Origin of the sequence: Williamsia herbipolensis (genome assembly GCF_000964005.1) — a bacterium.
GTDB lineage: Bacteria > Actinomycetota > Actinomycetes > Mycobacteriales > Mycobacteriaceae > Williamsia_A > Williamsia_A herbipolensis.
Genome location: NZ_JXYP01000035.1, coordinates 39,614 through 66,293, shown reverse-complemented (window position 1 = coordinate 66,293; position 26,680 = coordinate 39,614). Strand labels below are relative to the sequence as shown.

Sequence of the window (26,680 nt, the reverse complement as noted above, 5' to 3'; positions counted from 1 at the left end):
GGGCTACATGCCTTCGGGCGGTGAGGCGTAGCAGAAGACGGCGCCCATGGGGTCCTTGGCGGAGGCGAGGGTGCCGAAGGGGGTCACCTCGCCGCCCATGAGGACCTCGCCTCCTTGTCGGGAGACCTCGGCGGTGGCCGCGGCGACGTCGTCGACGGTGACGTAGAACTGCCAGAAGGACGGCACCTCGGGCGGGAACACCTTCACCGCGTCCATGATCCCGGCGTAGCCCAGTTCGCCGTACATCAACTGCGAGTAGTGCTCCGGGCCCTGGGCGTCCTCGGCGCCCCCGGTGCCGACCTCGAGCAGGCTCGCCCCCGTCACCGTCGAGTAGAAGGCGGTCGATGCGGCGTAGTCCTTCGACTGGCTCTCGAACCAGTAGGGTGTGCCGTGCTCGCCCCAGGTGGTGAACCCGACATGGTCGGCGGGCTGCCAGAAGCCGATCGCGGCACCGGCCGGATCGGCGACCATCGCCATCGTGCCCTCGGTGCCGACGGCCATCGGCGGCACGTTCACGCTGGCCCCGGCCTTCTCGGCGGCCGCGACCGTGGCGGCGGCGTCGGGGGCGTGCAGGTACACCGACCAGATGTCGGCGGGCCCGCCCGCCTGCTCCATCCACGGGCTCAGTCCCGCGACGCGGGCTCCGGCACGGGTGAAGTTCTGGTATCCGCCGAACTCTTTGCGCGGCGGTCCCTCGACCTCCCAGCCGAACACCGCACCATAGAACTCCGCGGCACGTGCGGGGTCGGAGCTCATCAGGTCGAACCAGATGGGTGCGCCGGCGGGCGCGGAGTACTCGGTCATCGTCAGATCCTCTCGCGGGTGGATGTCACCGGTACAGACCGGCGACGTCGCGAGAAATCATCGCCGATCACTGGTGCGGCGGGATGATCCCCTCGATGACACCGTGGTCGATGCTGGCCGACAGCCGTGAACACGTGGGGGTCATCGCCGGGTTGCCGCCGCTGTCGCGGACCCGGGTCAGCTCCGGGCACTGCGCCCGGGCCTCGCCCGACCACTGCACGCTGGTCTGGAACTCGCTGATCTTCTTCACCATCACGCAGGCATGGCACGCCCGACACTCGATCTCGCGCAAACCGTCGCGCAGGTAGTGCGCCCGATCGCGGTCGGTGGCCGAGGCGATCTCGGCACGCCGGTGCGGGTCGTCGGCGAAGTCGGGGGCCTTCGCCCACGCACCCACCGACCCGGTCGGTCGGTCGACGGCCCGCGTCATCGCGTCACACCTTCGCGGCGTCGTTGGTCGCCGACAGCTTCTGCTGCTCGGCCCGGATGTCGGACTCGGTGTCCTCGCCCGCGGCCTTGCGGCGCAGGTTGTCCTCGACCTCGACACCCCAGTTCTCCAGGGCCTTGGTGGTGTCGATCTCGTACTCGTAGCGTGCCGTCATCTCCTCGGTGACGTCGGCGGCGTCGACATAGAACTGCTCGTACCACCGGCGCAGCTGGTACACAGGCCCGTCCTCCTCGACGAGGAGGGGATTGTCGATGCGGCTCTTGTGCTTCCAGATCTCGACGTCCTGCAGGAACCCGACCTCGACGCCCTCGGAGATCTTGCGTGCCATGCCCTGCGCCTGCTCCTCGGACAAGCCCTCGGGCTTCTTGGCCATCACGCCGAACATCAACACGAACGAGTTGTTGTCGATGGGGTAGTGGCAGTTGGTCAGGATCGTCTCGATCGCGTAGCCGCCGTAGGTCTGGTGCATCGGGTTCAGCATGTAGGCCGGACCGTAGTACGCCGCAATCGATTTCAGGTAGCTGTCGCCGTAGGCCGACGTCATCTCGATGTCGGGCCGGCCACGGGAGTTCATGTACTGCGCCGCGGTCTCGCCCTCGAAGACGTTCTTGAAGTAGTCGGGGAGCGCGTAGTGGATGTAGAAGAAGTGCGCCATGTCGACGACGTTGTCGATGATCTCGCGGCAGTTGGAGCCCTCGATGACGATGCGGCTCCAGGTCCAGTCGGTCCACTCGCCGGTACCGAACTCCTCGATCTCGGGGATCACGACGTCGGCGGGCGGCGGGTTGCCCTCGGGATCGTTGTAGACGAACAGCTGTCCGTTGCGGATCATCGTCGGCCAGGCGCGGGTCTTCGCGAGCTTGGGTGTGCGCTTGGCGTAGGGGACGCCGGCGCAGCGGCCGTTGCCCTTCCAGCGCCAGTCGTGGAACGGACACGCGATGTTGCCGTCCTTGACGCTGCCCTTCGACAGGTCGCCGCCCATGTGGCGGCAGTACGCGTCGAGGATGCTCACCTCCCCGTCGGCATCGGACCAGACGACGAGTTTGGTGCCGAAGGCCTCGATGGAGTGCGGGACGCCGTCGGTGAACTCCGAGGCCAGACCCAGGCAGTGCCATCCCCGGGCGAAGCGGGTGGGCGGGGTCCCGGTGTCGATCTCGCGGATGGCGACATCGTTCTGCAGATCAGTCATCTCAACGCTCCTCGCGACCGGCCACACGCGGCGTGTACCCGCGGCATCATCAGTAGAACACGTTACAGAAATGCCCTTCGAGACGCCACTGTACCGGCGCAAACGCGCAGGCCTCGACATAAATGAGAACGTGTTCTAGTCTTGGATCCGAGATTGTTCACCATGAGTTGGGAGTGCGCGCATGACACAGCGGAGTGAGATCGGCACCGAGGTGCTGAACAAGATCGATTCCCTGCTGCCCGAGATCGAGAAGCGTGCCCAGGAGTGCGAGGATCAGCGCCGCATTCCCACCGAGACCATCGACAGCCTCGACGAGGTGGGCTTCTTCAAGCTCGTCCAGCCCTCGCAGTGGGGCGGCTACGAGGTCGACCCGGTCACCTACTACGAGGCTGTCCGACGTCTGGCCACCGCCTGCGGCTCCACCGGCTGGGTCTCGTCGATCCTCGGGATCCACAACTGGCACCTCGCGCTGTTCCCCCAGCAGGCGCAGGAGGAGGTGTGGGGCGACGACCCGACCACACGCATCGGTTCCTCCTACGCCCCGATGGGCATGGGTGAGGTCGTCGACGGCGGCTACAAGGTGAACGGCGAGTGGCACTGGTCGTCGGGGTGTGACCACGCGCAGTGGACCTTCGTGGGTGGCCCGGTGTTCAAGAACGGCAAGCCCGTCGACTTCGTCAGCTACCTGCTGCCCCGCAGCGACTACGAGATCCGCGACGTCTGGCACGTCGCGGGACTCAAGGGCACCGGATCGAACACGCTGGTCGTCAAGGACGCCTTCGTGCCCTCGCACCGCATGCTCAGCTTCCGCGCCATGGCCACCGGCACCGCGCCGGGCCTCGAGACCAACACCGCACCGGTCTACAAGATGCCCTGGGGCACCATCCATCCGACCGTGATCTCGACCCCGGTTGTCGGCATGGGCTACGGCGCGTACGCCGCGCACGTCGAGGCCCAGGGCAAGCGTGTCCGCGCGGCCTACGCCGGTGAGAAGGCGAAGGACGACCCGTTCGGCAAGGTCCGTATCGCCGAGGCCGCCAGCGACATCGACGCCGCGTGGCGTCAACTCTCCGGCAACGTCCAGGACGAATACGACCTCATCGTGGCCGGCGAGGAGGTCCCGATGGAGCTGCGGCTGCGTGCCCGTCGCGACCAGGTCCGCGCGTCGTCGCGCTCGATCTCCGCGATCGACCGCCTCTTCGAGGCTGCCGGCGCCCGGGCACTCGACAGCGATCAACCGCTGCAACGCTTCTGGCGGGACGCCCACGCCGGCCGTGTGCACGCCGCCAACGACGCCGAGCGTGCCTACCAGGCCTTCGCCAACGGGGAGTACGGCATCCCCATCGGCGACACGATGGTCTGATCGCATGGTCTCGGCAACCACCGACTCCGGACCGATCCGCTCGCTCGGATACATGCGCATCGAGGCCACCGACATGGCGGCCTGGCGCGACTACGGACTCAAGGTCCTCGGCATGGTGGAGGGCAAGGGCACCACCGAAGGCGCTCTCTACCTGCGCATGGACGACTTCCCGGCGCGACTGGTCATCGTCCCCGGCGACCAGGACCGCCTTGCCTCATCGGGGTGGGAATGTGCGAATGCCGCAGGGCTGCAGGAGGTGCGGGACCGCCTCTCGGCGGCGGGCATCGTCTACCGCGAGGCGAAGGACTCCGAGCTCGTCGACCGTCAGGTCGTCGAGATGATCGTGTTCTCCGATCCCACCGGCAACGTCCTCGAGGCGTTTCACGGTGTGGCGCTGCAGCACCGACGGGTGGTGAGTCCGTACGGGCACACCTTCGTCACCGGTGAACAGGGCCTCGGGCACGTGGTGCTCACCACCGACGACGACGAGGCCTCGCTCGAGTTCTATCGCGACGTCCTCGGCTTCCGTCTGCGCGACTCGATGCGCCTGCCCCCGCAGGTGGTCGGGCGCAGCGAGGGCGACCCGACCCCGTGGCTGCGGTTCTTCGGATGCAATCCGCGCCACCACAGCCTCGCGTTCCTGCCGATCCCGAACACCACGGGGATCGTGCACCTCATGGTCGAGGTGGGCTCCACCGACGATGTCGGCCTCGCCCACGACCGGGCGCTGCGCAAGAAGGTGCCGATGTCGGCGACCCTGGGCCGCCACGTCAACGACCTCATGTACTCCTTCTACATGAAGACCCCCGGTGGGTTCGACATCGAATTCGGTTGCGAGGGACGCACTGTCGACGATCACGAATGGGTGGCGCGCGAGAGCACCGCGGTGAGTCTCTGGGGCCACGACTTCTCCATCGGGTTCGCGAACTGACATGAGCCACGCCTCGCGAGGCACCACCGATTTCGACCCGCGCCAGTTCCGCACCGCGATGGGGCAGTTCTGCACCGGGGTCACCGTGATCACCACCCTCGACGCCGAGGGATCACCGGCCGGGTTCGCCTGCCAGTCGTTCGCCGCGCTGTCGCTCGACCCGCCGCTCGTGCTGTTCTGTCCGCAGAAGACCTCGCGCGCAGTTGGAAGGTCATCGAGACGGCCGGTCGGTTCTGCGTGAACATCCTGTCCAACCACCAGCAGGACGTCAGCGCCACCTTCGGCGCGCCGGGCACCGACAAGTTCGCGCACATCGACTGGGACCGGTCACCCGGGGGCCTGCCGGTGATCCGCCACTGCATCACCTGGGCGCAGTGCGACATCGAACGCGTCGACGACGGTGGCGACCACTTCATCGTGATCGGCAGGGTCACCGTGCTCGGCGAGATGCTGCAGGACAAGCCGTTGCTGTTCTATCGCGGTGGCTATCTGTCGACCGAACATCCGCGGGTGACGCCGGCGCAGGCCGAGCTCGAGAACTTCCTCACCTGGACCGGAGGCGACACATGGCTGTGAGCAGCGACATCCCGGCGTCGACGCCGGTGCCGGTCGCCGACATCACCGCACCGCTGACCGCGGCGATCGCCGAGGCCGAGGAGTTGATCCGCGGAGCCGATTTCATCCGCACCGACATCGACCTCGCCGAGGGGTACAGCTATCTCGGGCAGAGCATCCACGCGGTGATGCAACTCGCGTGGTCGCGGGCGCTGACCCACCCGTTCTTCGTCACCTCCACCGGCCCGTACACGAAGATGGGCCTCGACAACCCCGACACCCTCTACTACAGCGCCGATCTCGTGGCCGGCGCCGAGTACCGGGTCACCGGGACGCGGGGCACCACCACCGATCTCAGTTTCCAGGTGATCACCGGCAACTACGACCCCGACCGGGTTCCCGGTGGCGACGACGCGTTCGACGACCGACGCCTCGACATCGCCGCCGACGGTTCCTTCGAGTTGTGGTTCGGCCCCTACGGTCCCGACGAGACACGGCCGAACCACTTCACCCTCGCCGACGGGGCCACCACGCTCGCGGTGCGCGAGGTGTTCGGCGACTGGCCGGCCGAGCAGAAGGGGACCATCTCGATCGAGCGCGTCGACACCGTGGGTACCCCGGCCGACGAACCCGACATCGCGGTTCTCACCAAGCGGTATCGGGTGGCCGGCAAGATGTTGCTCTCGCGGATCAACACCTGGTTCAACTTCCCGAAATGGTTCTATCTCGACCTGCCGGTGAACACCTTCACCGAGCCCCGCCTCACCCCCGGCGGACTGTCGACACAGTTCTCCTCGGTCGGGCACTACGACCTCGCCGACGACGAGGCCATGATCATCACGGTCCCGAGATCCGATGCGCCGTATCAGGGTTTCCAGTTGGGGAGCATGTGGTACATCTCGCTCGACTACATCGGCCATCAGACCAGCCTCAACACCGCCCAGGCGCAGACCGACCCCGACGGCATGATCCGCATGGTGGTCTCCCGCCGCGATCCCGGTGTCGCCAACTGGATCGAGACCACCGGCCGCAGCCACGGCATCCTGCAGATCCGGTGGCAACGCACCTCGGCGCCCATCCCTGCGAGCGCGGGCCCCACCGCGCAGGTCATCGCGTTCGACGATGTCGCACAACACCTCCCGTTCCACTCCCACAACGTGATCGACGCCGACGGTTGGCGGGAGCGGATCGCCGCCCGACAGCGCGGCATCGCGAGCAGGATGTTGGGGTGAGGGCGAGATGACCGGACTGTTGGACGGCAAGGTCGTCGTGGTCGGCGGCGTGGGTCCCGGACTGGGCCGGTCGATATGCCTGCAGTCCGCCGCGGCCGGGGCATCGGTCGTGCTCGCGGCACGGACCCCCGAACGTCTGCACGCGGTGGCCGACGAGATCACCACCGCCGGTGGTGTCGCGCACGCGGTGCCGACCGACATCACCTCCGACGAGGCGGTCGACGCCCTCGTCGCGGCGACGGTGGAGCGGTTCGGCCGCGTCGACGCGCTCGTCAACAACGCCTTCGCCCTGCCCTCGATGAAGTCGTTGGCCCGCACCGACTTCGACGCCATCACCTCCAGCCTCGCCCTCACCGTGCTCGGCGGTCTGCGCATGACGAAGGCGTTCACCGAGGCTCTGGGCGCGACGTCCGGTGCGGTGGTGATGATCAACTCGATGGTGCTGCGCCACAGCGAACCCCGTTACGGCAGCTACAAGCTGGCCAAGGCGGCGCTGCTGGCGATGTCGCAGACCCTGGCGACCGAACTGGGAGACCACGGCATCCGGGTGAACAGTGTTGCGCCCGGGTACATCTGGGACGATCAACTCCGGTGGTACTTCGGCGAGGTCGCGAAGAAGTACGACATCAGCCCCGACGACGTCTACCGCGAGACGGCCTCGAAGTCGGACCTCAAGCGACTGCCCGAACCCGACGAGATCGCGCGGGCGGTGGTGTTCCTGGCGTCGGACTGGGCCAGTGCGATCACCGGGCAGACCCTCGACGTCAACTGCGGCCAGTTCCATAGTTGATGCGAGATCACTCCTGAGAGGACCGACGATGACCGGACGTACCGGTGTGGGCACCGTCGAGGACCTGCACGCCTCGGCGATCAAGGCCTGCGGGCTCGACGATTTCGGTACCGACGAGCCGGGCGGTTACGACTACCGCGAGGGCCTGTCGGTGCTGCTGGAGAGTTACCAGCGAGACGCAGGCCTGACCGAACTGGGCAGCAAGATGTCCCGGTTCTTCCTCCGCGGCGCACTGGTGGCGCGGCTGGTCAGTCAGGCGTCGTTCACGGCGAACCCCGGGTTGTCCTCGACCCCGATCACCCGGCCGATCTTCGTCACCGGGCTGCCGCGGACGGGCACCACGGCACTGCACCGCCTGCTGACCGCCGATCCCGCGCACCAGGGTCTCGAGATGTGGTTGGCGGAGTTCCCCCAACCGCGCCCGCCGCGCGACACGTGGGCCGCGAATCCCGTGTTCCAACAGATCAATGCCGGCCTCGAGCAACACCACGTGGAGAACCCGGAGTTCATGGGCCTGCACTACATGAGTGCCGACGACGTCGAGGAGTGCTGGCAACTCCTGCGGCAGACCATGATGTCGATCTCGTACGAGTCGCTGGCGCATCTGCCGACCTACTCACGCTGGCTCGACGGTCGTGACTGGACGCCGGCCTACGAACGCCACCGTCGCAACCTGGCACTGATCGGCGCGAACGAGCCCGAGAAGCGGTGGGTGCTCAAGAATCCGAGCCACCTGTTCGCTCTCGACGAACTCCTCGCCGTCTATCCCGACGCCCTCGTGGTCCAGACCCACCGGCCGCCGCGCACGATCATCGGATCGATGTGCTCGTTGGCCGCCAGCGCCACCGACGGGTGGTCGACGACGTTCGTCGGCGACACCATCGGTGCGACCCAACTCGAACTGTGGTCGCGGGGTCTGCAGCGATTCACCCAGGCGCGGGCACGACACGATCCCGCGTCGTTCGTCGACATCGACTTCGCCGACCTCCGTGACGATCCCCTCGGCGCGGTCGAGACGATCTACACCGCACTGGGCACGCCTCTCGGCGACGAGGCACGCGCGGCGATGGTCGCCATGGACGCCGAGAGCAAGAGCGGCGATCGCAAACCGGTGCACCGCTATTCGCTCGAGGACTTCGGACTCACCGAGGCCGCCGTCGACGACGCGTTCGACGGCCTGATCGCCCGCCGCTAGATGCGCTCGGTCACGTCTCCGGCACGCAGGGCGATGGGATAGGGCTGCGGCACCTGGAAGTGGTAGCCCTGCGCCAGTGGGCAGTGCAGCGCGACGAGCGAGGTGACCTGCTCGGGCGTCTCGATCCCCTCGGCGATCACGCTGAGATTGTTGGCCGCGGCGTGGCTGATGAGTCCGCTGAGCAGGTGGTCGACGACGTCGGTGCCGAGGCCGGCGGTGAGGGACGCGTCGATCTTGAAACCGTCGATGGGCCAGGTGATCATGCGGCTCAGCGACGACCATCCGCGGCCCACGTCGTCGATCACGATGTGGGTGCCGAGAGCGCGCAGCGCGGAGATCGCCTCGATGGCCTCGGTGTCGTCGAGGGTGGCCGATTCGACGAGTTCGAGGCACAGACGTTCGGGGGGCAACGCGCCCTCGGCGACGGCGTCGAGCAGGAGGTGCAGTCGCGCCGGTCGGATCAGATGCGCGCCGTCGACGTTGACGTGCACCACGGTGTCCGACGACCCGGCCATCACCGTCATCGCGATGCGCATCACCGACAGGTCGATGTCGAGCATGATGTCGGTGTCGCGGACCGCGGGCAAGAAACGGCTCGGTGGGAGCAGACCGTCGGTGGGGTGCATCCAGCGGCACAGCGCCTCGTACCCGTGCATGCGGCGGGTGCGCGGATCGACGATCGCCTGGAAGTACGGGCGGATCTCGCCGCGCTGGAGCCCGGTGATGATCTCGTCGAGCGGGTAGACCCCGGCGGTGACCTCCCGGTCGCGCTGCAACTCGAGTTGCTCCTCGAGGACGCGGGCGTACTTCTGCAGCAGGGTGAGGTCGTCGACGTCGAGTTCACGCACCTCGGTGTCGGTGAGGCACAACGTCCCGATCGCGGTGTGCTCGCGACTGAACAGCGGTACACCGACGTACGTCCGCAGACCGGCCTTGCGCAGCGGATCGAGCAGCGACTCGTTGATCGTCGAGTTCGTGGCGTCGGCGATGACGAGCGGACGTCCGGTGTCGACGACCTCGCGGCAGGTCGTGTTCTGGCGCGGCGTGACCGAGCCGATGGCTCCGCGGACGCCGTGCGCGGCCAGCACGTACTGGTTCTCGTCGTCGAGGATGTGCAGGATCGCCATCGAGAAGTCCACCGCGCGCGCCGCGAGTTCGAGAGTGGTGGTCAGAGCAGGGCTGACCGCCTTCGGGTCCACGTAGTTCGCCGCGTTCCCGGCGCGCGAACTCGAGCGGTCGTTCATCATCGCGATGGTAATACGGTGATCGCGACGGCGGACTGATGTGGACGCAAGTCGGTCGAACGGCTGAACTTTTTACAGTTCGAGGGTCCTCGCAAGGCCCTCGTTCGCCGTCTGCGGGCGTTTGAACAGCTGCGCGTCGGTGTGGGCGCGTTTGAAGTACAGCTGGACGTCGTGCTCCCACGTGATGCCGATCCCGCCGTGCATCTGCACCGCCTCTCCGGCGACGGCCGCCGCGGCGCGGGAGCAGTGGATGCGGGCCGCGGCGATGGTGGGGTCGGCGCCGTCCGGTCCGGAGTCGTGCGCCAGCGCGTGGGCGGCGGCGTAGGAGATCGATCGCGCCGACTCGACCGCCACGAACATGTCGGCCATCCGATGTTTGAGGGCCTGGAACGAGCCGATCGGCCGGCCGAACTGGGTACGTGCGGACGTGTGGGCGACCGTCCGGTCGAGCAGTTCTGCGGACACCCCGACCTGCTCGGCGCTGAGGGCGACCGAGGCGACGGCCTGGAGTCGACCGATGAGGTCGCCGGGTGCGGCGATCGTCTGAGCAGGTGTGTCGTCGAAGGTCACCCGGGTCAGCGGTCGTGTCGGGTCGAGCACGGGCAGCGGGGTCCGGGACACCCCGTCGGCGTCGGGGGAGACCTCGTGCAGCGTCGTGTGCGTCCCCGAGCGGGCGATCACCAGGAACACGTCGGCGTACTCGCCGTCGAGCACGTAGTGCGCCGTCCCGGTCAGGAGTCCGCCATCGGCGACGACGCCGCGGGTGTCCCAGCCCGATTCGTCGGCCCAGCACAGTGCGGCGACCGACGACCCCTCGGCGATACCGGGGAGCAATCGTGCGCAGGCGTCGTCGTCGCGGGTGAGCAGCAGGGCCTGCGTGGCGAGCACCGCGCCCAGCATCGGCACGGGGTGCAGCGACCGCCCGAGTTCCTCGAGGACGATGTGGCTCTCCACCAGCGTGGCGCCGACCCCGCCGAACCGTTCGGGCACGGCGAGCGCGGCCACCCCCACCTGCTCGGCCAGTGTTCTCCACAGAGAGCCGTCGAACCGGGGGGTCGCGGCCATCGCGGCGCGCAACGACGCCGATCCGCCCTGGCGGGCCAGCACGGTGCGCACCGAGTCGCGCAGCGCGGACTGTTCGGCGGTGTCGACCCCGGGTGCGGCGAACACGGTGTCGCTCATGCGGTGATCGCCGACAACACCGTGCGGCGGTGTCGCGCCGCGGTGCCCCACGCCGATTGCAGCGCACGGGTCTTGGTCAGGTAGAGCGACAGGTCGTGTTCGGCGGTGTAGCCGATCGCGCCCAGGGTCTGCAGGGCGGTGCGTGCCGCGAGATCGGCGGCGCGGCCGCAGGCGACCTTCGCGGCGGAGACGTCGCGCCCGGTCGTCGCGGCGCCGGAGTCGATCGCCAGCGCGGCCCCGTGCACCAGGGGGCGTGCCATCTCCACGGCGATCGCGACGTCGGCGAGGTGGTGCTTCACGGCCTGGAACGATCCGATCGGGCGCCCGAACTGGGTCCGGTTGCGCGCATGATCGCTCGCCGTCGACAGCATCGCCGACGCCAGACCCACGAGCTGCGCCGCGGTGGCCAGCGCACCGATCTCGAGGGCCCGCTGCGTGTCGATGTCGGTCGCCACCGACTCACGGGCGACGACGGTGGAGATGTGCCGCGACCGGTCGACCGAGGCGTGGGTGACGTCGGGTTCGGCGACGTGCAGTACCGAATCCTGCAGGAGCAGAACGAGGTCGGCGGTCATCGCGTCGGCGGCGTACGGCACCTCGTCGGGCACCGCGATCGTCGCGAGGTCCCCCGCGAACAGTGGTTCGGCGAGGTCGGCCCGTCCGGCGGCGGACAGCACGACCGGGACGACGGCGACGGTCTCGGCGACCGGGCCGGGTACGCAGTGGCGACCGAGTTGTTCGGCCGCGACGACCATCTCGACCGCGCCCGCCCCGACGCCGCCCGCCTCCTCCGAGGCGAGCAGCGCGGTGACGCCGGTGTCGGCGAGCCCGCGCCACACCGCTCGGCCCGGGTCGTGATCGCCGTCGTTCCACGCCCGCACCACCGCGGGCATGTCGGCGCGGGCGAGCATCGCGTCGATACTGCCCGCGAGATCGAGGTGTTCGGTGTCGAGCAGAAATCTCATCGGTCGCCTCTCGGGAGTCCCAGCAGCCGCTCGGCGATCACGTTGCGCTGGATCTCGTTGGTGCCGGCGTAGATCGGGCCCGACAGGGAGAACAGATGACCGCCCATCCAGTCGTGGTCACCGCCGGGGGAGTCGGCGCGTTCGGCGTCCACGCCGAGGAGATCGAGTGCGGTCTCGTGGGTCGCGATGTCCCACTCGGACCAGAACACCTTGGTGACCGACGACTCCATCCCCAGCTGCCCGCCCTCGGCGAGACGACTGACCGTCGCGTACGTCGACAGCTCGTAGGCGCGGGCGCCGATCCAGGCATCGGCGACACGCGCGCCGAGCGTTGCGGCGTCGGGGTCCGTGGGATCCCGGTGCCCCCACAGTTCGAGCAGCCGGTCGGTGGTCGCCAGGAACCGGCCTGGCGACCGCAGCGACAGACCGCGTTCGTTGGCCGCGGTGCTCATCGCGATCTTCCACCCGTTGCCGGCCTCGCCGATGACCCCCGACTCACCGGGGTTGTCGGGGTCGTCGGGCACGAAGACGTCGTCGAGGAACAGTTCGGCGAAACCCGGTTCGCCGTCGAGCTGGGCGATGGGCCGCACCGTGACCCCCTCGGCGCGGAGATCGAACATGAAGTAGGTCAGCCCCCGGTGGCGGCTGGAGTCGGCGTCGGTGCGAAACAGTCCGAACCCGCGGTCGGCGAAACTCGACCGGGAACTCCACGTCTTCTGGCCCCGCAGCAGCCAGCCGCCGTCGGTGCGGACCGCGCTCGACCGGAGCGACGCGAGGTCGCTTCCCGCCTCCGGCTCGCTCCACGCCTGTCCCCAGATGTCCTCCGCGCGCCCCATTCTCGGCATGATGCGGGCGAGCTGTTCGGGGTGTGCGTGATCGAAGAGGGTCGGGGCGAGCAGGAAGATCCCGTTCTGGCTCACGCGGCCCGGGGCGCGGGAACGGTAGTACTCCTCCTCGAAGACCACCCAGTGCAGCAGGCTCGCGTCGCGGCCACCGAACTCCTGAGGCCAGCTCACCACCGACATCCGCGCGTCGGCCATGGTCGCCTCCCACGCGCGGTGGGCCTCGAACCCCTCGGCGGTGTCCATCGAGGGCAGGGGTGTGGTCGGTACGTTGGCCTGCAACCAGTCACGCACCTCGAGTCGGAAGGCCTCGACGTCGCTGTCGAATTCGAGATCCATCTACGACGCCCCGCTTGCCTTCATCGACCGGGCGTCCATGCCGCCCAACGCATCCCCGCCGGATGACTCGGCGTTCGCGCTGTGGGCGAAGTGGTGCCAGCCGAACACCGAGTCCATCGAGTTCCGCAGGCCCATCTGGTCCTCGCAGATGTTGACGGCCTTCTTGCACAGCGCAAGACCCAGCGGGGGCATCTCGGTGATCGATGCCGCGATCTCGGCGACTTTCGTCGACAGTTCGTCACGCGGGACGACGTGGTTGACCATGCCCCAGTCGAGCGCCTCGGCGGCGGTGAAGCGGCGGCCGGTGAACAGGATCTCCTTGGCCCGCCGCGGGCCGAGTACGAAGGCATGGGCGAAATACTCGACACCCGGGATGCCCATGCGGGCAACGGGATCGGAGAAGAAGGCATCGTCGGACGCGACGATGAAGTCGCAGATCCACGCCAACATGAGACCGCCCGCGATGCACGCGCCGTGTACCTGCGCGATCATCGGTTTGGGGATGTCGCGCCACCGGCGGCACATCCCGACGTAGACCTCCATCTCGCGCGCGAGGCGCTGATCGCCACCGGTGCGGTCGGTGTGGTCCCAGTAGATGGTCGCCGTGTTGGGGTACTCGACGTGGAAGTCACGTTCGGGGGTGCCGATGTCGTGGCCCGCGGAGAAGTGTTTGCCGTGGGCGCGCAGCACGATCACCGATACCCCGCGGTCGTCGACCGCCTTCACGAATGCAGCGTCGAGCGAATAGGTCATCACCGAGTTCTGCGCGTTGCGGTAGTCGGGACGGTTGAGGGTCACGTACGCGACACCGTCGGCCACCTCGTAGGCGACCGGCGTGGAGTCCGCGGTCAGCTCGGCGCCGGTGAGAGGTGCCGGGATCTGCGGTGGTGAGGTCATGGGCCGACCATACCTAGCAAGTGCTTGGTTGGTAAAGCGACCTCAGGGGGTCGTCGCACCGTCTGTCGTGGTGACGGCCTCGCGCAGGCGCTCCACGATGTGGTCGATCCGGCGTGCATCCACCGTCGCGCCCGGACAGGCCACGAGCGATGCGGTCACCCGGTGCGACCCGTCGGACTCGATCCGTTCCGGGGTGGCGACGGGTACCGCGACCGACATGGTCGGGACCGTCCCGGACAGATCCTCCGGTCGGTAATCCGACGTCATCAGGTCGATCAGCAGGTCGGCGATGCGGCGTTGCACCGCCGGGGCCGAATCGGCGCGGTGCACCGAGTGCAGCGTCGCCATCACCTCGGTCGCCTCGCGCCCCAGGTTCTCCACGCTGAAACCGCGATCGCCGACGGTGCGGATCACGTCGGTGACCGCGTCGCGCGCCGCCTCGGGAACGGTGTCGAGCCACTGCGCGCGCTCGGTGGATCGTTCCCACGCGATGAACTCCCGACACAGGGGGGCCCAGATCGGGATGCGCATGCCGGTCTGCGCCCACGCGATGTCGCCGGCGATGTCGGCCACGGTGATGGACGCGTCCTCGCGTTCGGCGAGGATGACCGGCATGGCGAGGTCGCGTGCGGCAGCACGTATCGACGGGCCGAACGTCGCCACCAGGGGGCGTGTGCGCGCCGATGCGGCCATCCGTCCGAGGAACGCCGGCGCCAGCGCGAAACGGTTGTCCTCGCCACGGTCGACCCACCGCTCCGCGCACAACTGGGTGAGCACGGCGTGCGCGGTCGCGCGGGTCATCCCGACCGCGCGCACGATCTCGGCGAGCGACGGGCGCCGGGACGGATCGGAGGCGAGGAACTCGACGACGGCGACCACGCGGTGCGTCGGCGCCGACACCGGTTGACGCTCCGATGTCGTGGTGTTTACTGTCACATAGTCGAACGCTACTGTCGAATAATCGACATCACAAGCGCTGAGTCGGAGGAGTCACATGCTCGACGGCGGTTACGAGCTGTCGCACCTGGCCGCCCTCGAGGCGGAATCGGTGCACATCATCCGGGAGGTCGCGGCCACCGCGCAGCGTCCCGGTCTGCTGTTCTCGGGCGGCAAGGACTCGGTGGTGATGTTCCACCTGGCGCGCAAGGCGTTCTGGCCCGCGCCCGTCCCGTTCCCGCTGATGCACGTCGACACCGGGCACAACTTCGACGAGGTGATCGAGTTCCGCGACCGGATCGTCGCCGAGACCGGCGTGCGACTGCTCGTCTCCAGCGTGCAGGACGACATCGACGCGGGGCGGGTACTCGAACAGACCGGCCCCGGCGCGAGTCGCAACCGGCTCCAGACCGCCGCGTTGCTGCGCGGTATCACCGAGAACCGCTTCGACGCGGTGTTCGGCGGAGCCCGTCGTGACGAGGAGAAGGCCCGCGCGAAGGAACGCGTCTTCAGCTTCCGTGACCGGTTCGGCGCCTGGGATCCCCGGGCGCAACGTCCCGAACTCTGGAACCTCTACAACGGCAGACACGCACCGGGCGAACACATCCGGGTGTTCCCGCTGAGCAACTGGACCGAACTCGACATCTGGCAGTACATCGCCGCCGAGTCCATCGACCTGCCGCCGATCTACTACGCCCACGACCGCGAGGTCGTCGAGCGTGACGGGATGCTGTTGGCGCGCACCCGTTTCCTCGAGACCGCAGAGCACGAGACGGCACGTACCGAGACCGTGCGCTTCCGGACCGTCGGCGACGCGACCTGCACGGGCTGCGTGCTCAGTGCGGCCACGACGGTCGCCGAGGTCATCGCCGAGGTCGCCGCCACCCGACTCACCGAGCGTGGTGCCACCCGTGCCGACGATCGGATCTCCGAATCGGGGATGGAAGACCGCAAGAAGCAGGGCTACTTCTGATGGCGCTGCCGATCGCGGCCGAGAGCCGAAAAGAACTGCTGCGTCTGGCGACCGCGGGAAGTGTCGACGACGGGAAGTCGACCCTCATCGGGCGCCTGCTGTACGACTCGAAGTCGATCTTCACCGATCAGATGGAGTCGATCGAGCGGACCAGCGCCGAACGCGGCGACGAGTACGCTAACCTCGCCCTGCTCACCGACGGTCTGCGTGCCGAGCGCGAACAGGGCATCACCATCGACGTCGCCTACCGCTACTTCGCCACGCCGCGGCGCAAGTTCATCATCGCCGACACCCCGGGACACGTGCAGTACACGCGGAACATGGTGACCGGGGCATCGACGGCCGACCTCGCCATCGTGCTGATCGACGCACGCAAGGGAGTGCTCGAACAGACCCGACGCCACGCGTTCCTGTCGTCGCTGCTGGGCATCCCGCACCTCGTGCTCGCGGTCAACAAGATGGACCTCGTCGACTATTCGCAGGCCCGGTTCGACGAGATCCGTGACGAGTTCGCCTCGTTCGCCTCGAAACTGACCGTCACCGACCTCACCTTCATCCCGGTGTCGGCCCTGCTCGGCGACAACGTCGTGACCCCGTCCGCGAACATGGGCTGGTACCACGGTGCGCCGCTCCTCGACCATCTCGAGGAGGTGCACATCGCGTCGGATCGCAATCTGATCGACGCCCGACTACCAGTGCAGTACGTGATCCGGCCACAGCGCAGCGACGGCTCCGATCACCGCAGCTACGCCGGGACCGTCGCCGGCGGCACCTTCGCGCCGGGCGACGAGGTCGTGGTGCTCCCCGGCGGCTTCAACTCGACGATCGATCGCATCTGGGCGCCCGGGGGTGTCGAGGTGGCGCAGGCGTTCCCGCCGATGGCGGTGTCGGTGTCGTTGCGCGACGAGATCGATATCACCCGCGGGGAGATGATCGCGCGACCCAACAACCGTCCGTGGGTGGGCCGCGACGTCGACGCGATGGTGTGCTGGTTCTCCGACGACTCCACGCTGAGTCCGGGCAACCGGTACGTCATCTCGGCGACCACGGCGTCGGTGCGCGCGGAGATCACCACCCTCAACTACCGCCTCGACATCAACACACTGCACCGCGACGAGACCGCGGAGGCGTTGTCGGTCAACCAGATCGGCCGTGTCACGCTGCACGCACAGCAGCCCCTGATGTTCGACGCCTACCGCCGCAATCGCGACACCGGCAGCTTCATCCTCGTCGATGAGGCGACCAACACGACCGTGGCCGCGGGCATGATCAGCGGCCCGGTCGACCATCAGAGCACCATCGTGTGGCACGGGTCGAAGGTGTCAGCCGATCAGCGTCCGTATCGTGGTGCCACGATCTGGCTCACCGGACTGTCCGGATCGGGAAAGAGCTCGATCGCGGTGGAGGTGGAGCGTCGCCTCGTCGCGGCCGGGCGCCCCGCCTACCTGATGGATGGTGACAACTTGCGCCACGGACTCAACTCCGACCTCGGCTTCGGCGACGACGACCGACGCGAGAACATCCGACGCACCTCCGAGGTCGCGTCGCTGTTCGCCGACTCGGGCTCGGTCGCGATCGTCTCGCTGATCAGCCCGTTCGCCGCGGAACGTCGGCGGGCGCGCGAGATCCATGCCGCCGCCGGCCTGCCGTTCTTCGAGGTCTTCGTCGACACCCCGCTCGCCGAGTGCGAACGGCGCGACCCCAAAGGTCTCTACGCCCGCGCGCGTCGGGGAGAGGTGAAGCAGTTCACCGGGATCGACTCGCCCTACGAACGTCCCACCGACGCCGAGATCGTCGTGACCCCGGACGGCGGGTCGCCGACCGACATCGCCGACGCCATCATCCGGGATCTCGGACTGTGACCGGTGGCGCGTCGGTGGATGCACGCCTGGCCGCCGAACTGGCCACCGCGGCCGGGGAGTTGCTGGTGGCGCTGCGGGCGGAGAGCGGTCTGAGCGGCACCGAGCTCGGTGACGCAGGGGATCAGCAGGCCAACGATCTCCTGCTGGAACGGTTGCGGGCGGAGCGCCCCGACGATGCCGTGTTGTCCGAGGAGTCGGCCGACGACCGCCGACGGCTCGCCGCCGACCGCGTCTGGATCGTCGATCCCCTCGATGGCACCCGCGAGTACCGCACGGAGGGTCGCCGAGACTGGGCCGTTCACGTGGCGTTGTGGTTCGCCGGTACCGGTCTGGTCGCCGGCGCCGTGGCCCTGCCCGCGCTGGGGGTGACCTACGACACCGGGTCGATGCCGGTGGGGCCCGTTGTGGGACTGCTCGATCCCCGCATCGACGACACCCTGCGCGTGGTGGTGAGCGGATCGCGGCCACCGACGTTCTCCGACGCCGTCGCCGACGCCGTCGGTGGGGTCGTCACCCCGCTGGGCTCGGCCGGGGCGAAGGCGATGGCCGTGGTCCGCGGCGAGGCCGACGCGTACGTCCACGCCGGCGGACAGTACGAATGGGACTCCGCCGCACCGGTTGCCGTCGCCGAGGCGGCAGGACTCTTCTGCAGCCGCATCGACGGGTCGCCCCTGCGCTACAACTCCGACGACGTGTACCTACCCGACCTCGTGATCTGCCGACCGGAACTGTCCGACACCATCCTCGCGGCGCTGCGCCGGGCGCGGTGACACAGGCGGTGGCCCCGCGGACCTGGGGGCTGCTCGGGTGCGCGATCGGCGCCGAGGTCGCGGGGTCGCTCGCCCTGAAAGGCGCACTCGATCACCCCGGCCTCTATGTCGTGGTCGCGGTCGGCTATCTCGGCGCATTCGTGCTGCTCGACCGCGTTCTGCGCGCCGGTCTGGGACTCGGTGTCGCGTACGGGATCTGGGGTGCGCTCGGCGTCGCCGCCACGGCCGTGTTGTCGGCGGTCATCTTCCGTGAGGCGTTCACCGCACTGATGATCGTCGGCATCGTCCTCGTGATCGGCGGTGTGCTGTGCATCGAGTTCGGCTCACCCGCACGCCGCTCGCCGGACGCGGGCGACTGATGGGCTGGCTGTACCTGGCGATCGCCGTGCTCGCCGAGGTGTCGGGCACGGTGTCGTTGCGGGTCGCCGCGGGCGGGCGGCGGGCGTTCTACCTGGCCGTCGCCGTCGGTTACGCGATCTCGTTCGTCGCGCTCTCGGCCACTCTGGCAGCAGGCGTCGGACTCGGTGTCGCCTACGGGATCTGGGCTGCGACCGGCGTCGCACTCACCGCGCTCGCCGGGCGCGTCCTGTTCGGCGAGGCGCTGACCCGGGTGATGGTGCTCGGCATCGTGGCGGTCATGGCCGGTGTCGTGCTCATCGAGGTCGGTGCGGCCTGAACCGGGGGAGGTTCACGCCTCCCGGTCGGGCGGCGGTGGCGCCCCGGGCAGCGTGTCCTCGGCGCTGAGGGTGTTGAACTCGGTGATGCGTTCGCCCATCTGACCGAACGCCTTGCCCGCCGCGGCGGTCGCGGTGGCGACGATCAGGTCGCCGAGCTCGCGTGGGTCCATCGACATGGCGTCGTCGTGGATGCGCAGTGCCGTCAGAGATCCCATCGCATCGACCCGCACACTGATGTTCTCGTCCTCGGAGGTCTCGTCGACCGCGATCGCCGCGATGGACTCGCCGATCGACTGCATGCGTTCGAGGGCCCGACGGGCCGAGGCCTCGAGGTCGTCGAAGGTGATGCCGAAGTTCGGTGGCATCGGTGGCGAGTCGGGCAGCGGTGCGCGCGGGGGGAATTGGCCACCTCCGGGCGTGGACGGGGTGTCGGTCATACGCGGCGCATCCAGGTGTCGGGCTCGGAGTCGCCGAGCTGGGAATCGACGTACAGATCGAAATCGGCGGCATCACGGTCGGTCGGCAGGTTGAGGTACGACACGGCCTCGAGGGGATGGCCGTCGGCGAGCAACTGGGCGCGGTGGGCGGCGGCCGCGCGTTTACCGGCCTGCTGGCACAGCAGCAGGATCGTCCGCGCGAGCGTGTCGGCCGGCTTGTCCATCTCCGACCGCTCTATCCGTATCGAGGTGGGCAGGCCCTGCTCGGTGGTGCGCACCTCGATCGACCCCGACGGTGTCGCCGCAAGACCGACGGTCGGCAACGAGTGCTCGGTGGACGTCGCGGTGGCCTCGTCCTCGGCCTGCGCCTGGTCGATCTCGTCGGCGGCGTCGCGGTCGTACTCGTCGTACTCCTCGTAGACGTACGGATCATGGTCGCGGTACCCGGTCACCGCACCATGATGACACCGTCAGTTCAGTGGGGCGCGCCCCGACGGCGGGTTGTCCACAGGTCGTGCCGACCCCACGGGTGCCGTCTACTCTCACACCGGACGTTTGATCAGTTCTCCTCGTGGGGTGATGCGATGGACTCGGCCGGAACCCGATGGACTCGGCCGGAACCCGATGGAACCGACAGCTGGGTCGCCGCGTCCTAGAACCATCGACGACACGAACGGGCGAGACGAGAGGTGGTGGTGATGGATCTCGATGCGATTCGGCGCTCCGCACAACAGGAGGTCGCCGAGCGACTGGCGGGTCTCGCCGAGACGATGGCCGAGGCCACGCGACTGCGTGAGCAGGCGATGTCGTCGACCGCGTCGGCCGCCTCGCGCGACGGCATGATCGAGATCTGGGTGAACGCGACCGGCACGGTGATCCGCACCGACCTGGATCCGGACACCTTCCGCGATCGCCGGCCCGACGAGCTCGCCGTGGAGATCACCGAGGTGGCGCAGGTCGCCGCGTCGATCGTGCGCGGTCAGGTCGAGGCGACGCTCGCGGAGATCAGGGCGCTGGCCGACCCCGGGGATCTCATGGGCAAGGCGGCGGCCCTGCCCGGCTTCGAGTCCCTGACGACCGCCCCCACACCCTCGACGGACCCGCCGGAGTCCGATCGCCGTCGATTCCGGTGAGCGTCGTTCCCATCCCCACGTCCAGGAGCCACCGATGAGTACAGATCCGTTGTCGACGGACATCGCCGGCCTGCGCGCGGCTGCGCGACGCTTCGCCGACGCGGCCGACGAAGTGCAGGCAGCGCTCGACAAGGTCTCGGCCGAGGTCGACGGCCGTGACGCGAGCGTCTGGGGCGGCGACGAGCCCGGAGGCGTCTTCGGCGAGGGTTACGAACCCGCGCACCAGGATGCGATGGCGACGCTGCGCGACATCCACCAACGCCTGTCCGCCGCAGCCGTGGGCGTCCCCGAATCGGCGCGGATCATCTCCGACCAGGACGATGCGAACGCGACGTCGTTCGGCGAATCGGGTTCCTGATGGGTATGGCACTGCCCGGATACCTGGGGGACGTTCTCGGATTCATCGGGGGCGGTTTCACCTATCCCGAGGGCGACGAGGACGCGTTGGGCGCCATGAGTGACGCCTACGCCGCGGCGGCCGACGCGCTGGAGGCGGCGGGCCTGGACGTCGCAGCCGGATCGGCCGGACTGCAGAGTGTCATCGCCGGTCAGGTGCACGACGCGATGGCCGCCTACTTCGACCAGATATCGGGATCGGAGGGTCTCGCGGGGGTCGCCGACAACTTCTCCCGATGCTCGACGCTCTGCCGCCTCACCGCGGGGTCGGTCGCGGTCGCCAAAGGGGCGTACATCGGCACGCTCGCGCTGTTCGCGATCGAGTTGTACGCCGCACTCGCCGCGGCCCCGTTCACCTTCGGGGCATCGATGGGTGTGGCCGCCGGCGAAGCGGTGATCACCGGTGCCATGCTGCGCGCGATCATCACCGAACTCATCGAGAACATCGTCGAACACATCGCCGCCACGGGCCTGAAGGTCATCGTGAGGGAGGTCGGGGTCGAGATCGCCACCGAGGCGGGCAAGGAAGCCGCCATCGGTGCGACGAAGGAACTCTCCGAGGCACTCATCGCGAGCCGGTTCTTCGGCGACGGTGTCGATCCCGGGAAGGTCCTCGGCGCAGCGGTGTCGTCGGGTGCGCAGGGTGCGGTGTCCGGAGCCGTCGACGGTGTCGGCAAGCGTGGTCTCACCGGTCCATCGGCCCACCCTGACGGGTCGGGACGCGGCGGCGGTTCCGGTGACAACGGGGGTTCGGGAGACACCGGCGGATCCGGCCACGGCGACAGCGGTTCCGGTCGCGTGGCGAACCACGGCGCAGGTTCGGACGGGAACACCTCGTCCGCGCGCCCACCCGCACCCGATCCCGCCAGTGGCACCTCTCCTCGCGGCGACCACCACGACGCCACAGCAGGCGGCGCGCCCGGTCCGGCCGCCGTCCCGCCTTCGAGCACGGGAGGGGACAGCCGGGGGGCCTCGACACCACGACCGTCGTCGACGCCTTCGTCTCCCGACGGCCGTTCACCGTCGGTCTCCACGACCTCGGGACATCCCGGGCCACCGGAATCGGCGACGACTCGGCCACCGTCCGAGACCCGCCCCGCCCCGTCCGAGCCGTCGCGTGCGGCACCGTCCCAGGGCGGTGCGGGCGGGCGCGATGGCGCGCCGCACACCGATACGCGATCCGCTCCGGTCCGACCGGAGGTCGAGACCGACACACCCGAGGACGTGATGTCCGGCGCCTCCGGCGATCTCGCCGGTGAACAGGTCGCGGAGACCTGGGCGGTTGATCCGTCGCAGCCGCCCGTGGGCGTCTCGAGCCTCCCGACGGCCGCGATCGACAGCACCGACATCACCGGTGCGGTCATCGAGGGCCATTCATCTGACCTGCCGCTGTCGGGGTCGCCGCCGCTGCGCACCGACGGATTGGCGCCGTTCGTGGAATCGATCGGGCCCTCCGCGGCGGCGTCGGGGTCCGGGGCTGATCCCGGTGCATCGGCGGAGCTCCTCCCGCCGTCGGAATCGTCGGGCCTCAATCTGGACACCTCGGACGACCCCGGGAGCGGCAGATGACGGCTCCTCTGTCGGCGCACATCGTCATGACCGTCACTAACGATCACGTGGAAATATGTCCTCAGCTGCGATAAAGTTCAGGCCGATTGACACCGGACATGCGTCCAGCTGCACTCAACAGGGGAGACTCGATGACTGACTTCGTTGCGGATCCGAACGCGATCCGCGGATACGGCGCCGCCTCGTCTGCCATCGGCGGTGTGATCGACAGTGCCTCGGCCATGGATCTGGCGGCCAACGTCGCGGTGATGGTCCCGGTTTTCGGGCTCATCGGACAGGACTTCCTGGCCAGCTTCGGTGTGTCGCAGTTCGCCAACGCCGTGTCGACCGCCTCCCTGGTCGCGGTGCATCAGGGCACAGCCGTGTCGGCCATGTCGACCGCCGCGAAATACGAGGGCACCGACGGTGACACCTCGGCCGCGCTGAACACCGCGGCCTCCTCGCTGTGACCCAGGGTGCGGGCCACGGGCCGGCACCCGCATCAGGATCCGGTCCCAGCGCGATGGACATGCTGGACCACAGCGCAGTGGCGCCGTTGTTGCACATGCCGGTCAACGACGTCCTGAAGCAGATGGGCCTCCCACCCCTTCCGCAGCTGCCCCCGATGCCGCCCCTCCCGCAGCTGCCACCGCTGCCGACGATCGACATCGGCGCCCTGCTCAAGCCACTCACCGATCTGATGAGCGGTTTCGGATCGGGCGACATGTCGTCGGCGCCGTTCAACCCGATGCAGCTGTTCGAGGGCCTGATGCAGGCGTTCCAGAGCGTGGTGCAGATGGGCGGTCAGGCCATGTCGGCGCTGACCCCGTTGTGGACCGGACCGGCGGCCGCACAGGCGATGGCCTCCGGTACCGCCGCGCAGGCCAACGGCACGGCGACCGGCGCACAGAGCGGCGACATATCCACCGTCGTGGCGACCGCCACCGCGACCGTCGCCAAGGGTGTGGCGATGCTGCAGGGCATCATCGCGAGCTTCGTCGCGACGCTGCCCGCGGCGATCGGTCTCGCCTTCACCCCCGGTGGGCAGGCCGCGATCATCGCCTCGGCGACCGTCCACCTCAACGAGGGCCTCGCGGTCGTCGCCGAGACACGTGGAGAACTGTTCGCCCACACCGCGAACATGACCCGCGCGGGCGCGCCGGTGGCGATCACGGCTGTCCCGCAGGTCGCCTCGCAGATCCCCGGCATGGCCATGACCACGGTGCAGACGATCAGCCAGCCCATCCAGTCGCTCATCAAGGCGGGCGGTGGCGCCGGTGGTCTCGGCGGCCGTCACAGCGCAGACCTCGGGGGACGGGACGGCGACGATCTGGATCTCGGCGCACGCGGTGAGGGCGCCTCGGCCGGAGGCGGTGGCGGTGCCGTACCGATGGGTGTCGGCGGTATCGGTGGAGTCGGATCGTCCGGTCCGGCTGCGCCTCTGAGCCCGCGCACCACACCTGACTCCCTCGGCGGGCCACGCGGCGGCATACCCGGCGGGAAGGTCGTGGGAGACAGCGAGGAGCGCGTGGTGACCCGAGCGACCACACCGGCCGCGATGCCGATGGGTGCGGGCGGCGCGATGGGTGCCACGCCGTCGGCCGGCGGTCAGCACAACGCCGATCGTGAACAGGTCGTCGACGCCCGCCACACCGAGGAGATCGTCGGTGAGATCCCCTCGGCCAGCCCGACCGTGCTCGGCGGGGTGGAAGCCTCGGTGAGCCAGTCGATCTGGGAAGAATCCGACGAGTTGGAAGCCTGACCGTGTCCGTCCCATCCATCATCGCCCGCGAAGGAGTATCCCGATGACCGCAAACCTGTCCGTCGACACCGAACACCTTTCCGAGGCGGTGCGACGTCTCGAGTCGATCGCCACCTCGCTGGAGAAGACGATCGGGAGCCATCGCGCCTCGCTGACCGTGGCCCCGGCCGGCTCCGATGAGGTGTCGGTCGCCGCGGCGAAATCTTTTTCCGATTCGGCGGAACTTTTCTCCGATCAGCTCGTCAAAGGAATATCGGCCATCCGTGACGTGGCCGGTGCGCTGCGGGAGCAGACCTCCGCGGTCGACAGCCACGACGAAGCGGTGGCCGGCGACCTGACGGCGCTGTAGGACCCCGCACCGCACCACCGCGACACCCACGCACGACGAACCAGGAAGGCATCGGCACATGACGGGCTTCACCGGCATCAGGTGGGATGCGCGACCGGCTGAACAGCTGAGTCGCGACCTGAGCCGCGGCGCCGGTGCCAAGCCGTTGTTCGAGGCCGGGATGTCGTGGGCGGCGATCGCTTCCGCGCTGCACGAACTCGATCGCGAGTTCGCCGGCGTCCGGAAGTTGATGGCCGAGGGCTGGCGCGGCAAGGGTGACGCCGCGATGGCGCAGTCGCTCGACAAACTCTCCACCTGGGTCTCGGAGACCGCGGACATGGCCGCGCACAACGCCACCGCGGCCGAACGTCAGGCGGTGGCGCACACCGTCGCCATGGCGGCCATGCCCGACGCCGAGGTCATCAGTGCGCTCGGACAACTCGAGGACGCGCTCAAGGCCGTTGCCGCTCCGCCACATTCGCTCATCGCCGGTGGACTGGCCAGGCTCGACGAGCAGGCGCACGGCATGAAGGCCCAGGCCGCTCGGGTGATGGAGTCCTACGAGCTGGCGACCACTCCGGTGGCGAAATCGTGGGATTCGGTGCCCGTACCCGCCCACCTCGTCCACCGGGCGTCGCTCACTGCGGAGAAGGACAAGGCCGCGGCCAAGATCGCCCAGCAGCAGGCGCTGATGGGGCAGGGCGCGATGCTCGCTCAGATCGCCGCCATGGGCGCGACGCCGTTGGGCGCCTACCGGTCCGACGAATACGTGACGCAGACCCGTCGCGATCTCGCTCGCATCGACGCCGCCGCCCGGGCCGACGGAGAGGTCGTGGTGCAGGCCGCGAACTCCGGCGCCGACGGTGTGGTCGTCGACGGTCAGTCTGGCGCCCAGTCGCAGTTCGTGCCCGCCACCCCGATGTCGGCGGCGGCGGCCAGTGCGCCCGGTCATCAGGGTCAGGCCCCACTCCCGGTCACCACGAACTATGCTTCTGTACAGGAAGCGGCGTCGGCGGGGTCGCAGGTGGCCTCGCCGTCGGTCATCGGGGTACCGGACGGGGAGGGGACATGATCATGGTCGACACCTCGACCGCGTCGTTCGACCTCGAGCTGGGCGAACTCCTGGCCCTCTGCGACGCGCTCGTGATCCAGACACTGCCTGCTGTCCTACGCGTCGAGGAACGCCACGAGACCGATTCCGCGGCAATCGAGTTCCGGGCTGCAGGCCGCTCCACCCTCGCCGAGCGCGGTGTGCTCGATGCGATGGGCAACGTCCATCCCACCCTCAAGTGGATGATGCAGGCGGCCGCCGACCCGGAGTGGATGCTGGAGTTGCGACGCATCGACGTCACCCAGGTCTTTCGGATGTGCATCGTGGCCGACGGCCAACATCGCGTGCTGGTCTCGCGATCAGGTGAGCGCTTCTCCTTCGAGGAGATCAGGGCCGACGACGACGCCAAGCTGCTGGTCCGCGAGGTGACCGCCCGCATCGGGGCCACCGCTGGTGCTCCGATCACCCCGCTGCGATTTCCGAGTGCTGTACTCGACGCAGCCCTGGCTCTCTGCGTCGACGAGGTCGACTACACCGCAGCCCTTTTCGGACTCGGCGTGCCCGAGCCGCAGGGCCGCGCGGTCGCGGCGACACTGTCGCACTGCGTCGGTCAGACCGAGATCGTCGTGAACAACGCCTCTCTCACCGACCGCGCCGTGCTCGCCGTGTTCGACACCGAACGCGGTCGTGTCGTGTCGCTCGCGGCGCCGTCGCTCGGAGGCGAACGATGGACGTCCATCGCGCCCGGCGACGACTACGCCGTGGTCTCCGCGGTCCGGCAACTCGCAGAAAATCTTCCTGGAGGCGATCGATGATCGCGCAACGGGATTC

29 protein-coding genes and 1 pseudogene are annotated in these 26,680 nt (G+C 68.8%); 19 read left to right on the top strand and 11 right to left on the bottom strand.

Annotated features, from left to right (window positions below; translation table 11 throughout):
- Window positions 1-3: 3 nt before the first annotated feature.
- From TU34_RS18240 to TU34_RS18230, 3 genes are all read right to left on the bottom strand, one after another.
- Entirely contained in the window at window positions 4-804 is an 801-nt protein-coding gene (locus TU34_RS18240) for a VOC family protein (RefSeq protein WP_045824326.1), read from the bottom strand.
- A gap of 67 nt (window positions 805-871) precedes the next feature.
- The gene (locus TU34_RS18235) at window positions 872-1,234 is read right to left on the bottom strand and encodes a hypothetical protein (RefSeq protein ID WP_045824325.1); all 363 of its coding nucleotides are present in this window, start codon (window positions 1,232-1,234) and stop codon (window positions 872-874) included.
- Window positions 1,235-1,238: 4 nt separating this feature from the next.
- Entirely contained in the window at window positions 1,239-2,441 is a 1,203-nt protein-coding gene (locus tag TU34_RS18230) for a 3-ketosteroid-9-alpha-monooxygenase, oxygenase component (protein ID WP_045824324.1), read from the bottom strand.
- 181 nt (window positions 2,442-2,622) lie between these two features.
- On the opposite strand from TU34_RS18230, the gene hsaA reads away from it, so the two are divergent.
- From hsaA to TU34_RS18200, 6 genes and pseudogenes are all read left to right on the top strand, one after another.
- Entirely contained in the window at window positions 2,623-3,804 is a 1,182-nt protein-coding gene (gene hsaA / locus TU34_RS18225; RefSeq protein WP_045824323.1) for a 3-hydroxy-9,10-secoandrosta-1,3,5(10)-triene-9,17-dione monooxygenase oxygenase subunit, read from the top strand.
- A gap of 4 nt (window positions 3,805-3,808) precedes the next feature.
- Window positions 3,809-4,735, top strand: a complete 927-nt coding sequence (gene hsaC, locus TU34_RS18220) for an iron-dependent extradiol dioxygenase HsaC (RefSeq protein WP_045824322.1) — start codon at window positions 3,809-3,811, stop codon at window positions 4,733-4,735.
- 1 nt (window position 4,736) lies between these two features.
- Window positions 4,737-5,311, top strand: a pseudogene (gene hsaB / locus TU34_RS18215) (3-hydroxy-9,10-secoandrosta-1,3,5(10)-triene-9,17-dione monooxygenase reductase subunit).
- Complete coding sequence (locus TU34_RS18210) at window positions 5,302-6,522, top strand: hypothetical protein (protein WP_045824321.1); 1,221 nt, start codon at window positions 5,302-5,304, stop codon at window positions 6,520-6,522. Before hsaB ends, TU34_RS18210 begins: the two are co-directional and overlap by 10 nt.
- A gap of 7 nt (window positions 6,523-6,529) precedes the next feature.
- Window positions 6,530-7,312 carry an SDR family oxidoreductase gene (locus TU34_RS18205; protein WP_045824320.1) on the top strand — a complete coding sequence of 261 codons (783 nt, stop codon included), beginning with the start codon at window positions 6,530-6,532 and terminating at the stop codon, window positions 7,310-7,312.
- A gap of 28 nt (window positions 7,313-7,340) precedes the next feature.
- Complete coding sequence (locus TU34_RS18200) at window positions 7,341-8,507, top strand: sulfotransferase family protein (protein WP_045824319.1); 1,167 nt, start codon at window positions 7,341-7,343, stop codon at window positions 8,505-8,507.
- Here the strand turns inward: TU34_RS18200 and TU34_RS22455 are convergent.
- The 6 genes from TU34_RS22455 to TU34_RS18170 form a co-directional block, all read right to left on the bottom strand.
- Entirely contained in the window at window positions 8,504-9,751 is a 1,248-nt protein-coding gene (locus tag TU34_RS22455) for a sensor domain-containing phosphodiesterase (RefSeq protein WP_160298551.1), read from the bottom strand. The two genes, TU34_RS18200 and TU34_RS22455, sit on opposite strands and share 4 nt — an antisense overlap.
- Before the next feature lie 72 nt (window positions 9,752-9,823).
- The gene (locus tag TU34_RS18190) at window positions 9,824-10,933 is read right to left on the bottom strand and encodes an acyl-CoA dehydrogenase family protein (protein WP_045824364.1); all 1,110 of its coding nucleotides are present in this window, start codon (window positions 10,931-10,933) and stop codon (window positions 9,824-9,826) included.
- Window positions 10,930-11,898, bottom strand: a complete 969-nt coding sequence (locus tag TU34_RS18185; protein WP_045824318.1) for an acyl-CoA dehydrogenase family protein — start codon at window positions 11,896-11,898, stop codon at window positions 10,930-10,932. Before TU34_RS18185 ends, TU34_RS18190 begins: the two co-directional genes overlap by 4 nt.
- A complete protein-coding gene (locus tag TU34_RS18180) occupies window positions 11,895-13,079 on the bottom strand; it encodes an acyl-CoA dehydrogenase family protein (protein ID WP_045824317.1) in 1,185 nt (394 codons plus the stop codon). The genes TU34_RS18185 and TU34_RS18180 overlap by 4 nt, the downstream gene beginning before the upstream one ends.
- The gene (locus tag TU34_RS18175) at window positions 13,080-13,976 is read right to left on the bottom strand and encodes an enoyl-CoA hydratase (RefSeq protein ID WP_045824316.1); all 897 of its coding nucleotides are present in this window, start codon (window positions 13,974-13,976) and stop codon (window positions 13,080-13,082) included.
- A 42-nt stretch (window positions 13,977-14,018) separates the two neighbouring features.
- Window positions 14,019-14,912 carry a helix-turn-helix domain-containing protein gene (locus TU34_RS18170; protein WP_082080420.1) on the bottom strand — a complete coding sequence of 298 codons (894 nt, stop codon included), beginning with the start codon at window positions 14,910-14,912 and terminating at the stop codon, window positions 14,019-14,021.
- A gap of 58 nt (window positions 14,913-14,970) precedes the next feature.
- Here TU34_RS18170 and cysD point away from each other — a divergent pair, with 58 nt between their 5' ends.
- From cysD to TU34_RS18145, 5 genes are read left to right on the top strand one after another with little or no spacing between them, the layout of a single operon-like run.
- On the top strand, window positions 14,971-15,885 hold the full coding sequence (gene cysD, locus TU34_RS18165; RefSeq protein ID WP_082080419.1) for a sulfate adenylyltransferase subunit CysD: 915 nt from the start codon (window positions 14,971-14,973) through the stop codon (window positions 15,883-15,885).
- The gene (cysC, locus tag TU34_RS18160; protein ID WP_045824313.1) at window positions 15,885-17,747 is read left to right on the top strand and encodes an adenylyl-sulfate kinase; all 1,863 of its coding nucleotides are present in this window, start codon (window positions 15,885-15,887) and stop codon (window positions 17,745-17,747) included. The genes cysD and cysC overlap by 1 nt, the downstream gene beginning before the upstream one ends.
- A gap of 14 nt (window positions 17,748-17,761) precedes the next feature.
- Window positions 17,762-18,517: a 3'(2'),5'-bisphosphate nucleotidase CysQ gene (locus TU34_RS18155; RefSeq protein ID WP_045824363.1), complete on the top strand. Its 756-nt coding sequence runs from the start codon at window positions 17,762-17,764 to the stop codon at window positions 18,515-18,517.
- Window positions 18,518-18,525: 8 nt separating this feature from the next.
- Entirely contained in the window at window positions 18,526-18,876 is a 351-nt protein-coding gene (locus TU34_RS18150; RefSeq protein WP_045824362.1) for a DMT family transporter, read from the top strand.
- Window positions 18,876-19,193 carry a DMT family transporter gene (locus TU34_RS18145; protein WP_045824312.1) on the top strand — a complete coding sequence of 106 codons (318 nt, stop codon included), beginning with the start codon at window positions 18,876-18,878 and terminating at the stop codon, window positions 19,191-19,193. Before TU34_RS18150 ends, TU34_RS18145 begins: the two co-directional genes overlap by 1 nt.
- 12 nt (window positions 19,194-19,205) lie before the next feature.
- Here TU34_RS18145 and TU34_RS18140 read toward each other — a convergent pair whose 3' ends face one another.
- Entirely contained in the window at window positions 19,206-19,631 is a 426-nt protein-coding gene (locus TU34_RS18140; protein WP_052689039.1) for a YbaB/EbfC family nucleoid-associated protein, read from the bottom strand.
- Window positions 19,628-20,083: a DUF2694 family protein gene (locus tag TU34_RS23150; protein ID WP_052689038.1), complete on the bottom strand. Its 456-nt coding sequence runs from the start codon at window positions 20,081-20,083 to the stop codon at window positions 19,628-19,630. Before TU34_RS23150 ends, TU34_RS18140 begins: the two co-directional genes overlap by 4 nt.
- 246 nt (window positions 20,084-20,329) lie before the next feature.
- Between TU34_RS23150 and TU34_RS22450 the strand changes: the two genes are divergently transcribed.
- The 8 genes from TU34_RS22450 to TU34_RS22440 all read left to right on the top strand — a co-directional run bounded on the left by TU34_RS22450 (window position 20,330) and on the right by TU34_RS22440 (window position 26,664).
- A complete protein-coding gene (locus tag TU34_RS22450; protein ID WP_150116597.1) occupies window positions 20,330-20,764 on the top strand; it encodes a YbaB/EbfC family nucleoid-associated protein in 435 nt (144 codons plus the stop codon).
- 34 nt (window positions 20,765-20,798) lie between these two features.
- Window positions 20,799-21,122, top strand: coding sequence for a hypothetical protein (locus tag TU34_RS18125; protein ID WP_045824311.1), 324 nt, complete (start codon window positions 20,799-20,801; stop codon window positions 21,120-21,122).
- Window positions 21,123-21,127: 5 nt separating this feature from the next.
- Window positions 21,128-22,729, top strand: a complete 1,602-nt coding sequence (locus TU34_RS18120; RefSeq protein ID WP_150116596.1) for a WXG100-like domain-containing protein — start codon at window positions 21,128-21,130, stop codon at window positions 22,727-22,729.
- A gap of 131 nt (window positions 22,730-22,860) precedes the next feature.
- Window positions 22,861-23,178: a type VII secretion target gene (locus TU34_RS18115; RefSeq protein ID WP_045824309.1), complete on the top strand. Its 318-nt coding sequence runs from the start codon at window positions 22,861-22,863 to the stop codon at window positions 23,176-23,178.
- Between the two features lie 59 nt (window positions 23,179-23,237).
- Complete coding sequence (locus TU34_RS18110) at window positions 23,238-24,470, top strand: hypothetical protein (RefSeq protein WP_160298550.1); 1,233 nt, start codon at window positions 23,238-23,240, stop codon at window positions 24,468-24,470.
- Window positions 24,471-24,513: 43 nt separating this feature from the next.
- Window positions 24,514-24,819: a PE domain-containing protein gene (locus tag TU34_RS18105; protein ID WP_045824308.1), complete on the top strand. Its 306-nt coding sequence runs from the start codon at window positions 24,514-24,516 to the stop codon at window positions 24,817-24,819.
- Window positions 24,820-24,877: 58 nt separating this feature from the next.
- Window positions 24,878-25,870: a PPE domain-containing protein gene (locus tag TU34_RS22445; RefSeq protein ID WP_052689035.1), complete on the top strand. Its 993-nt coding sequence runs from the start codon at window positions 24,878-24,880 to the stop codon at window positions 25,868-25,870.
- A complete protein-coding gene (locus tag TU34_RS22440; RefSeq protein WP_052689034.1) occupies window positions 25,867-26,664 on the top strand; it encodes an ESX secretion-associated protein EspG in 798 nt (265 codons plus the stop codon). The genes TU34_RS22445 and TU34_RS22440 overlap by 4 nt, the downstream gene beginning before the upstream one ends.
- Window positions 26,665-26,680: the final 16 nt, after the last annotated feature.

What these genes read in the sequence shown, in the direction of transcription:
- TU34_RS18240 (WP_045824326.1), bottom strand. Translation starts at nt 804, where the DNA reads ATGACCGAGTACTCCGCGCCCGCCGGCGCACCCATCTGGTTCGACCTG.
- TU34_RS18235 (WP_045824325.1), bottom strand. Translation starts at nt 1,234, where the DNA reads ATGACGCGGGCCGTCGACCGACCGACCGGGTCGGTGGGTGCGTGGGCG.
- TU34_RS18230 (WP_045824324.1), bottom strand. Translation starts at nt 2,441, where the DNA reads ATGACTGATCTGCAGAACGATGTCGCCATCCGCGAGATCGACACCGGG.
- hsaA (WP_045824323.1), top strand. Translation starts at nt 2,623, where the DNA reads ATGACACAGCGGAGTGAGATCGGCACCGAGGTGCTGAACAAGATCGAT.
- hsaC (WP_045824322.1), top strand. Translation starts at nt 3,809, where the DNA reads ATGGTCTCGGCAACCACCGACTCCGGACCGATCCGCTCGCTCGGATAC.
- TU34_RS18210 (WP_045824321.1), top strand. Translation starts at nt 5,302, where the DNA reads ATGGCTGTGAGCAGCGACATCCCGGCGTCGACGCCGGTGCCGGTCGCC.
- TU34_RS18205 (WP_045824320.1), top strand. Translation starts at nt 6,530, where the DNA reads ATGACCGGACTGTTGGACGGCAAGGTCGTCGTGGTCGGCGGCGTGGGT.
- TU34_RS18200 (WP_045824319.1), top strand. Translation starts at nt 7,341, where the DNA reads ATGACCGGACGTACCGGTGTGGGCACCGTCGAGGACCTGCACGCCTCG.
- TU34_RS22455 (WP_160298551.1), bottom strand. Translation starts at nt 9,751, where the DNA reads ATGAACGACCGCTCGAGTTCGCGCGCCGGGAACGCGGCGAACTACGTG.
- TU34_RS18190 (WP_045824364.1), bottom strand. Translation starts at nt 10,933, where the DNA reads ATGAGCGACACCGTGTTCGCCGCACCCGGGGTCGACACCGCCGAACAG.
- TU34_RS18185 (WP_045824318.1), bottom strand. Translation starts at nt 11,898, where the DNA reads ATGAGATTTCTGCTCGACACCGAACACCTCGATCTCGCGGGCAGTATC.
- TU34_RS18180 (WP_045824317.1), bottom strand. Translation starts at nt 13,079, where the DNA reads ATGGATCTCGAATTCGACAGCGACGTCGAGGCCTTCCGACTCGAGGTG.
- TU34_RS18175 (WP_045824316.1), bottom strand. Translation starts at nt 13,976, where the DNA reads ATGACCTCACCACCGCAGATCCCGGCACCTCTCACCGGCGCCGAGCTG.
- cysD (WP_082080419.1), top strand. Translation starts at nt 14,971, where the DNA reads ATGCTCGACGGCGGTTACGAGCTGTCGCACCTGGCCGCCCTCGAGGCG.
- cysC (WP_045824313.1), top strand. Translation starts at nt 15,885, where the DNA reads ATGGCGCTGCCGATCGCGGCCGAGAGCCGAAAAGAACTGCTGCGTCTG.
- TU34_RS18145 (WP_045824312.1), top strand. Translation starts at nt 18,876, where the DNA reads ATGGGCTGGCTGTACCTGGCGATCGCCGTGCTCGCCGAGGTGTCGGGC.
- TU34_RS18140 (WP_052689039.1), bottom strand. Translation starts at nt 19,631, where the DNA reads ATGACCGACACCCCGTCCACGCCCGGAGGTGGCCAATTCCCCCCGCGC.
- TU34_RS22450 (WP_150116597.1), top strand. Translation starts at nt 20,330, where the DNA reads ATGGATCTCGATGCGATTCGGCGCTCCGCACAACAGGAGGTCGCCGAG.
- TU34_RS18125 (WP_045824311.1), top strand. Translation starts at nt 20,799, where the DNA reads ATGAGTACAGATCCGTTGTCGACGGACATCGCCGGCCTGCGCGCGGCT.
- TU34_RS18120 (WP_150116596.1), top strand. Translation starts at nt 21,128, where the DNA reads ATGGCACTGCCCGGATACCTGGGGGACGTTCTCGGATTCATCGGGGGC.
- TU34_RS18115 (WP_045824309.1), top strand. Translation starts at nt 22,861, where the DNA reads ATGACTGACTTCGTTGCGGATCCGAACGCGATCCGCGGATACGGCGCC.
- TU34_RS18110 (WP_160298550.1), top strand. Translation starts at nt 23,238, where the DNA reads ATGCTGGACCACAGCGCAGTGGCGCCGTTGTTGCACATGCCGGTCAAC.
- TU34_RS18105 (WP_045824308.1), top strand. Translation starts at nt 24,514, where the DNA reads ATGACCGCAAACCTGTCCGTCGACACCGAACACCTTTCCGAGGCGGTG.
- TU34_RS22445 (WP_052689035.1), top strand. Translation starts at nt 24,878, where the DNA reads ATGACGGGCTTCACCGGCATCAGGTGGGATGCGCGACCGGCTGAACAG.
- TU34_RS22440 (WP_052689034.1), top strand. Translation starts at nt 25,867, where the DNA reads ATGATCATGGTCGACACCTCGACCGCGTCGTTCGACCTCGAGCTGGGC.